General features: G+C 71.2%; 7 protein-coding genes. 4 read left to right on the top strand and 3 right to left on the bottom strand.

Annotation, left to right across the window (positions count from 1 at the left end):
* The first annotated feature begins 53 nt into the window (after positions 1 to 53).
* A complete protein-coding gene (locus H295_RS0123695; protein WP_020137844.1) occupies positions 54 to 644 on the top strand; it encodes a TetR/AcrR family transcriptional regulator in 591 nt (196 codons plus the stop codon).
* 219 nt (positions 645 to 863) lie between these two features.
* Here the strand turns inward: H295_RS0123695 and mfd are convergent, their stop codons facing one another.
* The 3 genes from mfd to H295_RS0123680 all read right to left on the bottom strand — a co-directional run bounded on the left by mfd (position 864) and on the right by H295_RS0123680 (position 8013).
* Positions 864 to 4394 (bottom strand): transcription-repair coupling factor, encoded by a 3531-nt coding sequence (mfd, locus tag H295_RS0123690; protein ID WP_020137843.1) that lies wholly within the window; start codon positions 4392 to 4394, stop codon positions 864 to 866.
* A gap of 254 nt (positions 4395 to 4648) precedes the next feature.
* On the bottom strand, positions 4649 to 7228 hold the full coding sequence (locus H295_RS0123685) for an ABC transporter permease (protein WP_020137842.1): 2580 nt from the start codon (positions 7226 to 7228) through the stop codon (positions 4649 to 4651).
* Positions 7225 to 8013, bottom strand: coding sequence for an ABC transporter ATP-binding protein (locus tag H295_RS0123680; protein WP_028809673.1), 789 nt, complete (start codon positions 8011 to 8013; stop codon positions 7225 to 7227). The genes H295_RS0123685 and H295_RS0123680 overlap by 4 nt, the downstream gene beginning before the upstream one ends.
* A 447-nt stretch (positions 8014 to 8460) precedes the next feature.
* Here H295_RS0123680 and H295_RS0123675 point away from each other — a divergent pair, with 447 nt between their 5' ends.
* The 3 genes from H295_RS0123675 (at position 8461) to H295_RS0123665 (ending at position 12219) form a co-directional block, all read left to right on the top strand.
* Positions 8461 to 9960: an MFS transporter gene (locus H295_RS0123675; protein ID WP_020137840.1), complete on the top strand. Its 1500-nt coding sequence runs from the start codon at positions 8461 to 8463 to the stop codon at positions 9958 to 9960.
* Between the two features lie 244 nt (positions 9961 to 10204).
* Complete coding sequence (locus tag H295_RS0123670; RefSeq protein ID WP_020137839.1) at positions 10205 to 10612, top strand: DUF485 domain-containing protein; 408 nt, start codon at positions 10205 to 10207, stop codon at positions 10610 to 10612.
* On the top strand, positions 10609 to 12219 hold the full coding sequence (locus H295_RS0123665; RefSeq protein ID WP_020137838.1) for a cation acetate symporter: 1611 nt from the start codon (positions 10609 to 10611) through the stop codon (positions 12217 to 12219). Before H295_RS0123670 ends, H295_RS0123665 begins: the two co-directional genes overlap by 4 nt.
* Positions 12220 to 12274 lie beyond the last annotated feature (55 nt).

The following is a 12274-nucleotide window of genomic DNA, read 5'->3' as shown; positions in this document are numbered from 1 at the left end:
CTAGATTGCCTCGCCGGCTCGAACTTGTCAATGCCTAGATTCTGCGTACCCTGATGTCCATGGCACCCGCGCAGAGCACGAAGCCCGACCGGCCCTACCACCACGGCGATCTGCGCCGGGCGATCCTCGGCGCCGCGCTGGACGTCATCGCGGCCGACGGCCCGGCCGCGCTGAGCCTGCGTGACCTGGCCCGCCGGGCCGGGGTCTCGCATGCGGCCCCGGCCCACCACTTCAAGGACCGCACCGGGCTGCTGACCGCGATCGCCGCCGAAGGCTTCGGGCTGCTGGCGGCCGCACTGGGGGAAGCCACGGACCTCAAGGACGCGGGCGTGCGCTATGTCCGCTTCGCCCGCGAGCACCCGGCCCACTTCCAGGTGATGTTCGCGCCCGGGCTCCTGCGCGCCGACGACCTCGAACTCACCACGGGCCGGGCCCTGGCCGCCGACGCCCTGCGCACCTCGGTCTCGGGCGTCCGCGCCGAGGACTTCGGCATCGACGCGCGCCTCGCGGGAGTCGCCGCCTGGTCCCTCGCCCACGGCTTCGCCACGCTGCTGCTCAGCGACAACCTGGACGGTCCGGTCGGCGACCAGGACCCCGAGGAAGTGTTCCGAGCCCTGGCCACCACGCTCTTCCGCACGCCCTGACCGCAGGGCCGACCAGACCAGAGCCCACGCTCCCGGACCGGCCCCAGACCAGAGCGCACGCTCCCGGACCGGCCCGGGGCTCGCAAAGCCACGCCCCGCGCAGCTCAGCGCCCCGAGCTCACCGCCCCGCAGCCCCGCAACCCCGAGGTCAGGTTCCCCGACCCGACCTCACGCCCACCGACCCGACCCGGCTCGCCCCGATCCGATCCCGCCCCACGTTCACGACCCCAGAATCGACGTCAGGAACTCCCCCACCCAGCCCAGCAGTTCTCGCCCGACGAGCGGCTTGCCGCCCACCTTCGCCGTCTTCGGGCGCGGCACCAGCACCTGGTGCACGGCCGGCTTGATGACGGTGCCCGGGTACAGCCGCTTGAGGCGCAGTTCCTGCGACTCCCGCAACTCCACCGGCGCGAAGCGGATGTTGGTGCCCTGGAGGACGATCTCGCCGACGCCACACGCGCGTGCCAGCATGCGCAGGCCCGCCACCAGCAGCAGGTTCTCCACCGGCTCGGGCAACTTGCCGTAGCGGTCGACGAGTTCCTCGCGTACGGCCTTGATGTCCTCCTCGGTGTTGACCGAGGCGATCGCGCGGTAGGCCTGGAGCCGCAGTCGCTCGCCCGGCGCGTAGTCGTGCGGGACGTGCGCGTCGACCGGGAGCTCGATCTTGACCTCCAGCGGCGGCTCCTCCTCGACCCCGCCCTCCAGGGAGGCCCGGTAGTCCGCGACGGCCTCGCCGACCATGCGGACGTACAGGTCGAAGCCGACGCCCGCGATGTGCCCGGACTGCTCGCCGCCGAGGAGGTTTCCGGCGCCGCGGATCTCCAGGTCCTTCATGGCGACGTACATGCCCGCGCCCATCTCGGTGTGCTGGGCGATCGTCGCCAGACGTTCGTGCGCCGTCTCCGTCAGCGGCTTCTCCGGCGGGTACAGGAAGTAGGCGTAACCGCGCTCGCGGCCACGGCCCACCCGGCCGCGCAGCTGGTGCAGCTGGGAGAGGCCGAAGTTGTCGCCGCGCTCGACGATGAGCGTGTTCGCGTTGGAGATGTCGATGCCGGACTCGACGATCGTGGTCGACACGAGGACGTCGAACTTCTTCTCCCAGAAGTCGACGACGACCTGCTCCAGGGCCTGCTCCGACATCTGGCCGTGGGCGGTGGCGATCCGCGCCTCGGGCACGATCTCGCGCAGGCGCGCGGCCGCCCGGTCGATGGACTCGACCCGGTTGTGGATGTAGAAGACCTGGCCCTCGCGCAGCAGTTCACGGCGGATGGCCGCGCCGATCTGCCGCTCCTCGTACGGTCCGACGAAGGTGAGCACCGGGTGGCGCTCCTCCGGGGGCGTGGTGATCGTCGACATCTCGCGGATGCCCGTGACGGCCATCTCCAGGGTGCGTGGGATCGGCGTCGCGGACATGGTCAGCACGTCGACATTGGCGCGGAGCTTCTTGAGCTGCTCCTTGTGCTCGACGCCGAAGCGCTGCTCCTCGTCGACGATGACCAGGCCGAGGTCCTTGAACTTGGTCTCCGAGGAGAACAGCCGGTGGGTGCCGATGACGACGTCCACCGAGCCCTCCCGCAGCCCCTCCAGGACGGCCTTCGCCTCGGTGTCGGTCTGGAAGCGGCTGAGCGCCTTCACGACCACCGGGAACTGGGAGTAGCGCTCGGAGAACGTCCCGAAGTGCTGCTGCACCAGCAGGGTCGTCGGGACGAGGACCGCGACCTGCTTGCCGTCCTGCACGGCCTTGAAGGCGGCCCTGACCGCGATCTCGGTCTTGCCGTAGCCGACGTCGCCGCAGATCAGGCGGTCCATGGGGACCGACTTCTCCATGTCCTCCTTGACCTCGGCGATGGTGGTGAGCTGGTCCGGCGTCTCCGCGTACGGGAAGGCGTCCTCCAGCTCGCGCTGCCACGGGGTGTCCGGGCCGAAGGTGTGTCCGGGTGCGGCCATCCGCGCGCTGTAGAGCTTGATGAGGTCGGCGGCGATCTCCTTGACGGCCTTCTTCGCGCGCGCCTTGGTCTTCGTCCAGTCGGCGCCGCCGAGCCGGTGCAGGGTGGGTGCCTCGCCGCCGACGTACTTGGTGATCTGCTCCAGCTGGTCGGTGGGGATGTAGAGCCGGTCGCCGGGCTGGCCGCGCTTGGCGGGGGCGTACTCGACGACGAGGTACTCGCGCGTGGCGCCCTGCACGGTCCGCTGGACCATCTCGATGTAGCGGCCGACGCCGTGCTGCTCGTGGACGATGTAGTCGCCGGTCTCCAGGGTGAGCGGGTCGATGCTCTTGCGGCGCCGGGCGGGCATCCGGGCGCCGTCCTTGCCGGCCGCCTTCTGCCCGGTCAGGTCGGTCTCGGTGAGCACGGCGAGCTTCAGGGACGGGTCCACGAAGCCGTACTCGATCGAGCCGCACGCCACGTGCACGACGGACGGGCTCAGGGAGGCGAGCTCCGCGTCGAGGCGGGCCGCGATGCCCTCGCCGCCCAGCACCTCGACGGTACGGGCCGCGGGGCCGTGCGCCTCGGTCACGAAGACCGCGCGCCAGCCGTCGGCGAGCCAGCCCTTGGTGTCGGCGAGCGCCTTGGCGGTGTCGCCGCGGTAGGTCTCGGGGGCGTGCATGCCCAGCTTGAGGGTGTCCGCCTCCAGTTCGAGGTCGGCGGCGAACGGCGACACGGACCACCACATCATGTCCAGCTCGCGCGCGTGGTCCCGGACGTCGGCGATGGACCACAGGGAGGCCGCGCCGACGTCGATGGGCGCCTCGCCGCCGCCCGCGGTGGCCGCCCAGGAGGCCTGGAGGAACTCCTGCGAGGTGGCGACGAGGTCGGACGCACGCGTGCGCACCCGCTCCGGATCGCAGACGACGGCCATGGCGCCCTTGGGCAGGACGTCGATCAGGAGCTCCATGTCGTCGACGAGGACGGGGGCGAGGGACTCCATGCCCTCGACCGCGATCCCCTCGGCGATCCTGCCCAGCAGTTCGCCCAGCTCGGGGTGCTGCTCGGCGAGGGCACGCGCACGGGCGCGTACGTCGTCGGTGAGCAGGAGTTCACGGCAGGGCGGGGCCCACAGGCCGTGCTCGGCGACTTCCAGGGAGCGCTGGTCGGCGACCTTGAAGTAGCGGATCTCCTCGACGTCGTCGCCCCAGAACTCCACGCGCAGGGGGTGTTCCTCGGTGGGCGGGAAGACGTCGAGGATGCCACCGCGGACGGCGAACTCGCCGCGCTTCTCGACGAGTTCCACGCGCGCGTAGGCGGCCGCGGCGAGGGCCTCCACGACGGTGTTCAGGTCGGCGGTCTGACCGGTGCGCAGGGCGACCGGCTCCAGGTCGCCGAGGCCCTTGACCTGCGGCTGGAGCACGGAGCGCACGGGCGCGACGACCACGGAGACCGGGCCGGTCTCGGGGTCGTCGGGGCGCGGGTGCGCGAGGCGCCGCAGGACGGCCAGGCGGCGGCCCACGGTGTCGCTGCGGGGGCTGAGCCGCTCGTGGGGCAGGGTCTCCCAGGACGGGTACTCCACGACGCCCTCGGACGGCAGCAGGGAGCGCAGGGCGGCGGCCAGGTCCTCCGCCTCGCGGCCCGTCGCCGTCACCGCGAGCACCGGCCGGCCGGCCTCACGGGCGAGGGCGGCGATGGCGAAGGGGCGGGCCGCCGGGGGGCCGACCAGGTCGACGTGCATGCGGTTGCTGTCCTGGGCGGCCGCGATCGCTTCCGCGAGGGCGGGGTCCTTGACGACGGCGTCGAGCAGACCGTGCAGGCTCATTCGGGGCGGCTTTCGTCCGAGGGGGGCTGGGCTTTGCGTGGGTACGGCTGGGGATGGGCAACGCGAAGGGCCCGACGCGGGGACCGGCCGGGGGGTCTCCAGCCTACGACGCGGCACCGCCAGCCGCGGGGGCTGTGGATGACCACGGCTCTCGGGACGGGCCGAAACACACGAACCCGGCGCCGAGAAGTCCCCCGTGACTTCTCGGCGCCGGGCGTTCCCCCGTGCTCCCCGTCCCCGGGGCCCCGCTGTGGCTACTCCGTCGCGATCGCGTTCAGCACGTTCATCCGGCCCGCCCGGAACGCCGGGATCAGGGCGGCGAACAGGCCCACGAAGGCCGAGCCGACGAAGACCGCGATGATCGTCGGCCAGGGGATGTCCAGGACCTTCAGGCCCTCCAGGGCGAGGAGCTTCTGGGCGGTGGCGCCCCAGCCCATGCCCAGGCCGAGCCCGAGCAGCGCGCCGAAGAGGGCGATGACGACCGACTCCATGCGGATCATCCGCCGCAGCTGGCGCCGCGAGAGGCCGATGGCCCGCATGAGGCCGATCTCCCGGGTCCGCTCGACCACCGAGAGGGCCAGGGTGTTCACGACACCCAGGATCGCGACGATGATCGCGAGGGCCAGAAGGCCGTAGATCATGTTGAGGAGCTGGCCGATCTGGTCCTTGAGGGCCTGCTTGTAGTCGGTCTGGTCGCGCACGGTGTACTGCGGGTACTCGTGCAGCGCCGACTTCAGGGACTTGTACGCGGCGTCCGTCCGCCCCTCCTTCGCCGAGGCGAAGACGAGCTGGTCGAGCGGCATCTTGTCGGCCGGCACGTACTTGGCGAGGGTGGCGATCGACGTGTACTTGGAGCCCGCGTCGATGAGGCCGTCGCTGCTGGTGATGGCCCGGACCGTGAGGTTCGCGGTCGCGCCGTCCTTGAAGGCGATCTTGATCTTCGAGCCGAGGTGGATGCCGTGCGCCTTGGCGAACTTCTCGTGGACGGACATCGAGTCGGGCTTGTAGGCGTCGGCGAGGTTCCCGGCGACCGTCTTGGTGCGCAGGTCGGTCGCGTACGTCGGGTCGGCCGCGGTGATGTCGGTGTCCTTGAGCGTCTTGCCGTCGGGGGTCGTGTAGTCGGCCTCCGAGATCTTGTACTCGGTGACCCGGGAGAGCCCGGGCGTGTCCTTGACGGCCTTGACGGCGTCCGGTGTGACCAGCTGTCCGTTGTCGGACTGGATGATGAAGTCCGTGCCGACGGTCTTGTCGAGCTGGTCCGTGGCCGAGGCGACCATGGACGAGCCGACGACCGAGAGGCAGGCGACCAGCGCGAGGCCGATCATCAGGGCGGCGCCGGTGGCTCCCGTACGGCGCGGGTTGCGCAGGGCGTTGCGCTCGGCCATGCGGCCGACCGGGCCGAACACCCTGAGGACGATCGCGCCCAGGACGCGCACCACGCCACCGGCGAGGAGCGGGCCGATCACGACGAACCCGATCAGGGAGAGCACCACGCCGAGGCCGAGCCACAGGGAGCCCTCCTTGGCCTTGTCGGCGGACGCGGCCAGGAGGAGCGCGTAACCGCCGCCCGCGGTCAGCAGACCGCCCAGCACACCGCGTACGACACCCGCCCTGGCGTCCGCCGGAGCGCCCGCGTCCCGCAGGGCGGCCATCGGGGAGACCTTGCCCGCGCGGCGGGCCGGCAGCCAGGCGGCGAGGACGGTGACGACCACGCCGAGCAGCAGGCCGACCACCGGGGTGGTCCAGGCGACCGTGAGGTCGCTGGTCGACAGATGCATGCCCATGGAGCCCATGAGCTTCATCAGCCCGACCGCGAGCCCGACGCCCGCGCCGACCCCGAGGGCCGAGCCGAACACGCCCAGCAGCAGCGCCTCGGCGAGCACGGACCGGTTGACCTGGCCGCGGGAGGAGCCGACGGCCCGCATGAGGCCGATCTCCCGGGTCCGCTGCGCGACCAGCATCGAGAAGGTGTTGATGATCAGGAAGATGCCGACGAGGAAGGCGATCCCGGCGAAGCCGAGCATCGCGTACTTCATGACGTTCATGAAGCCCTCGACGTCCTTCTGGTTGGCGTCGGCGGTCTCCTGGGCCGTCTGCACCTTGTAGGCGCCGCCGAGCTCGGCGGCCACATGGGTCTTCAGCTGCACGTCGGTGACACCGGCGGCGGCCGTGACGTTGACGTTCGTGTACACGCCCGGCTCGCCGACCAGCGTCTCCTGGGCGGTCTTCGTGTCCAGGTAGAAGATCGCGGCACCGGGGTTGGTGACCTGGAAGTCGGCGATGCCGGAGATCTTCGCGTGGTGCGTGCCGACCGCGCTGATCACGCCGATGTCGTCACCGAGCTTCAAGTGGTGCTTGTCGGCGGTGTCGGCGTCGACCATGACCTGGCCGGAGTTCTTCGGCGCCGTACCGGAGGTGATCTTCATGGTGCGGGCATCGTTGGCGTTCCAGCTGCCGACGATGGTCGGGGCGCCGCTGGACGGCGAGAGGTTGTCCTTGTCGGCGTCCACGACGGTCACCGAGGTCGAGAAGACGGTCCCCTCGGCCGACTTCACGCCCTGGGCCGCGCGCACCTTGGTCAGTACCGAGGCCGGCATGACCGGCGGCTTGCCGTTGTCGGAGGTCGTCTCGCCGCTGTCGGAGGCGCCCTTGGCGCTCACCGTCACGTCCGAGGAGGTGGCCGCGAAGAGCTTGTCGAAGGTGGTGGACATGGTGTCGGTGAACACCAGCGTCCCGCAGACGAAGGCCACCGAGAGCATGACCGCGACGGCCGACAGGGCCATGCGTCCTTTGTGCGCGAAGAAGTTGCGCATCGAGGTCTTCATGACGGTCATGACGTGCGCCCCCGGGCGTCGAAGTCCTTCATGCGGTCCAGGACGGCCTCGGCGGTGGGCTGGTACATCTCGTCGACGATCCGGCCGTCGGCGAGGTACAGCACCCGGTCCGCGTACGAGGCGGCCACCGGGTCGTGCGTGACGATCACGATGGTCTGGCCCAGCTCGTCGACGGAGCGGCGCAGGAAGCCCAGCACCTCGGCACCCGCGCGCGAGTCGAGGTTTCCGGTCGGCTCGTCACCGAAGATGATCTCGGGACGGGCGGCCAGGGCGCGGGCCACGGCGACGCGCTGCTGCTGGCCGCCGGAGAGCTGGGTGGGCCGGTGCTTGAGTCGGTCGGAAAGTCCAACTGTGTCGACGACCCTGGCGAGCCACTCCTTGTCGGGCTTACGGCCCGCGATGTCCATGGGCAGCGTGATGTTCTCGAGCGCGTTGAGCGTCGGCAGCAGGTTGAACGCCTGGAAGATGAAGCCGACCCGGTCGCGGCGCAGCCGGGTGAGCTTCTTGTCCTTCAGGCCGGTGATCTCGGTCTCGTCCAGGTGGATCTGACCGCTCGTCACGGTGTCGAGTCCGGCGAGGCAGTGCATGAGGGTGGACTTGCCGGACCCCGAGGGGCCCATGATCGCGGTGAACTGTCCGCGAGCGATGTCCACGTCCACATGGTCAAGGGCGACGACGCGGGTCTCACCGGACCCGTACGCCTTGACGACCTGCCGCGCCCGCGCGGCAACGGCCGTACGCCCTCCAGTGCCCCCGTGCCTGGTGATGGTCACAGCCGATGTCACGGTATGTCTCCTATATCGGTCAGCAATTGAGCCGCCGGGACCGCCCGGCGTTCGGTGAGTGCGGTGCGAGCAATGGTGCGTGTGCTGGTGTCCGCTTGGGTACGGCGTTCAGTCTGGTCCCGCGGGGCGGTCCGGCGCGCTGGTGCTCAGCACCCTCTTCTCCGGGGGAAAACCCCACCCCCGTCGGTCCGGCCGCCCCTCCCCCACCGCTCCCCAGCGGCGTAAAGCCAGGTTAAGGACGGACCGCGGCCCTTCTCCTCCTCCGGGGGTACGAACCCTCCCCGAGCCGTAGGAGGGAGGTACCCCTAGGGGCAGTCCACCGACGGGTGGAGACGATCTAGGGGTTCGGTCCACCCGGCCGGTGCGGTCAGACTGCGCCCTGCCGCGGCGTGAGGGTCAAGTGGGAAGCTGTCGTCCGGCAGATAGATGCAGGGGGAAGGAATCCGGGTGGACGACACCAAGCCGGCCGTGGGCGAATCCGCACGGCCCGTCTCCACGCACCGGCGCGGTGCGGTCGTGGCAGCCCTGATGCTCGCCATGGCGCTCGCGGCCCTGGACGCCACCATCGTCTCCACGGCGGTCCCGCAGATCGTCGGCGACCTGGGCGGCTTCTCGGTCTTCTCCTGGCTGTTCTCCGGCTATCTGCTGGCCGTGACGGTGACCCTGCCGGTGTACGGCAAGCTGTCGGACACCTTCGGACGCAAGCCGGTGCTGGTGGTGGGCGCAGCGGTGTTCCTGCTCGGCTCCCTGCTGTGCGCGACGGCGTGGAACATGGGCGCGCTGATCGCCTTCCGGATCGTGCAGGGCCTCGGCGGCGGCGCGCTCCAGGGCACGGTCCAGACGCTCGCCGCGGACCTCTACCCGCTGGAGGAGCGCCCCAGGATCCAGGCCAGGCTGTCCACGGTGTGGGCGGTGGCGGCGGTCGCGGGCCCCGGCATCGGCGGGGTCCTGGCCGCCTACGCCGACTGGCGGTGGATCTTCCTGGTCAACCTGCCCATAGGGGCGGTGGCGTTGTGGCTGATCGCCCGCCATCTGCGGGAGCCGGCCCGCGAAAGGCCCGCCACGCGCGCGCGAGTCGACTGGGCGGGCGCGCTCGCGGTGTTCGCGTGCGGGGGCGTGCTGCTGACGGCCCTCGTGCAGGGCGGGGTGGCGTGGGCGTGGCTGTCGGGGCCGTCCCTGGGCCTGTTCGGGGCGGGGCTCGCCCTGGTGGCCGTCGTGGTCCTGATCGAGCGCCGGGCGGCCGAGCCGGTCATCCCCGGCTGGGTGTGGCGCCGCCGGACCATCGCCGCGGTGAACCTGGCGCTCGGTGCGCTCGGGCTGCTCATGGTGGCCCCCACGGTCTTCCTGCCGACGTACGCCCAGTCGGTGCTCGGCCTCACCCCGGTCGCCGCCGGATTCGTGCTGTCCGTCTGGACGTTGAGCTGGCCGGTGTCGGCGGCGCTGAGCCAGCACGTGTACCGGCGCGTCGGCTTCCGCAACACGGCGATGCTGGGCATCGGTTCGGCCGCGCTGATCCTCTTCGCGTTCCCCTTCCTGCCCTACCCGGGCGCCGCCTGGCAGCCCACCCTGCTGATGCTGCTCCTGGGCGGCGCCCTGGGCCTGTTCCAGCTCCCCCTGATCGTCGGGGTGCAGTCGACGGTCGGCTGGGCGGAACGCGGCACGACGACCGCGTCCGTCCTGTTCTGCCGCCAGACCGGCCAGACGGTGGGCGCGGCCCTCTTCGGCGCGGTGGCCAACGGCGTCCTGGCGGCCCGCCTCGGCGGCGCGAGCGACCTGGACTCCGTCACGCGCGCGTTGGACGCGGGCACCGCTCCCGAGTCGACCCGCGCGGCCATCGCGGACGCGGTGCACGCGGTGTATCTGGGAGCGGCGGGGGCGGCAGCACTGGCGTTCGTGGTGCTGCTGGTGCTGGCGCCGCGTCGCTTCCCGGTGCTCGAGGAGCGGTAGCCCGGAGCGGTGTCCGCGCACCTGACGTAGGCGCGCGAGCACACTCCGGCATGGCCAAAAGTCCGAGTTAACGGGGGTAACACCCCAGGTCAGAGAAGTAAGCGCATACCGACCAATCAGTTTGGTGAAAGGGCTGTACAACTCCGAACCGGCCGGTAACGTGCGGGGCTCCGCTCACTCCTCCACCCCCCCCAACTCCCTGCGGTCCACCGCCGTGGACCCGAGCCGCGCAAGGAGCCCCGGGATGTCCTACGACCGCTCCCAGCCCCATCCGACCTACCCCTGGCAGCCCCTCGAACCACCGCCCGAACCCGCACCCCGGCCGCCGCGCCACCGCTCCCCGATCGGCCACCACAGCGATCTGCGGGTCCTGCGCGGCGCCTATCGCCGACAGCGGCGCACCGCCACCTTCACCGCGCTCGGCTACTTCACGCTCTTCCTGGTCCTGTCCGCCTGTGCACCGGCCTTCATGGCGGGCGGCGGCGCCGAAGGACTGCCCACCGGTCTGCTCCTCGCCCTGCTCCAGCTCCCCGTCACCTGGCTGGCGATCGCCCTGTACGAGCACACCGCGCGCCGCTCCGTCGATCCGCTGGCCGACCGCATCCGCAAGCAGTCCGAAGTGGACGCCCGGCGCGGGGCGGTGGCCCGATGACCGGCTTCAGCGACTCCGCGCAGGCGATGAGCCTGGTGGCGTTCTCCGCCGTCGCCACCCTCACCCTGCTGCTGTGCGTGATGACCGGCCCGGACCGCGACGACCTCGACGAGTTCTACACCGGCTACAGCTCGCTGTCCCCCGTGCGCAACGGCCTCGCCATCGCGGGCGACTACATCTCCGCGGCGACCGTGCTCGGCACCGGCGGGGTCATCGCGCTGTTCGGCTACGACGGTGTCGTCCTGGCCCTCAGCACCGCCCTGTCGCTGATGCTGCTGATGTTCCTGCTGGCCGAACCCCTGCGCAACGCGGGCCGGTTCACCATGGGCGACGCGTTCGCGCGCCGGATGCCGGGACGTGCCGTACGGATCGCCGCGTGCCTGGTCACCCTCGCCGCGCTGCTGCCGCTGATGCTGGTGCAGCTCGCCGGGGCCGGCCAACTGCTGGCGTTCATCCTGGGGTTCGACGGCGACACGCTGAAGACCGGGTTCATCATCGGGCTCGGCATGCTGATGATCAGCTACGCGGCCATCGGCGGCATGAAGGGCACCGCGCTCATCCAGATCCTGAAGATGGTCATGCTGCTGGGCTCGGGGGCCGTGGTCGCCGTCCTCGTCCTGCACCGGTTCTCCTGGGACCCGGGCGCCCTGTTCGACGCGGCGGCCCGACAGAGCGGGGTGGGGCGGGACTTCCTCAACCCGGGGCTGGAGTTCGCGGCCGGGCCGTATCCCCGCATCGACATGATCACCTCACAGCTGGCGGTCGTCATCGGCGGGGCCTGTCTGCCGCACGTCACCATGCGCATGTACACCGCCTCCAGTGCACGTCAGGTGCGGCGCTCGATGTCCTGGGCGGTGTCGTCGGTGGCCGTGTTCGTGCTCGTCATCACGGTCGTCGGGGTCGGCGCGACGGCGATGATCGGCCGGACGGTGATCGCGGAGGCGGATCCGCAGGGCAACACGGCGTACCTGCTGGGGTCGCGGGCGGCGTTCGGCCCGGAGGTGTCCACCGGGGAGACGTTTCTCTTCACCGCGGTCACCACGGCGCTCTTCCTCACCCTGCTGGCCTCCGTCGCCGGCATGATCCTCGCCTGCGCCAACTCCCTGGCCCATGACGTGTTCGCGACGCGGGCACGGTCGATGGCACCGAACCGGGAGATCCTGACGGCGCGCGTCTCGGCGCTGGCGGTCGGTGTCCCCACGATCTTCCTGGCGACGCTGATCCAGCACCGCAGCCTCCAGCCGCTGGTGATCCTGTCCTTCTGCGTCGGCGCGTCCGCCCTCGCCCCCGCCCTCGTGTACAGCCTCTTCTGGCGGCGCTACACGCGCACGGGACTGCTGTGCACGCTCATCGGCGGCACGCTGACCGTGCTGGCGCTGATGCCGGGCACGAACCTGGTGTCGGGGTCTCCGGTGTCCGCGTTCCCCGAGGCCGACTTCAACTGGCTGCCGTTCACCACGACCGGCCTCGTCTCGATCCCGGCGGGCTTCGCGCTCGGGTGGCTCGGGACGGTCGTCTCCGGACGGGGCAAGGCGGAGGAGCAGCGGCGGCAGTACGAGGCGGTGGAGGGGTGGATCCTGGCGGGAGCGGTGCGGAGGGGGACTTAGACCGTCGTCCGGCTGCGGGTGGTTCGTGGTTGCGACCGGCCCCCACTCACCCGCA

Source organism: Streptomyces sp. 351MFTsu5.1 (assembly GCF_000383655.1).
Classification (GTDB): domain Bacteria; phylum Actinomycetota; class Actinomycetes; order Streptomycetales; family Streptomycetaceae; genus Streptomyces; species Streptomyces griseorubiginosus.
Note: the sequence above shows the minus strand (reverse complement) of the source record. Positions and strands in the feature narration are given on the sequence as shown.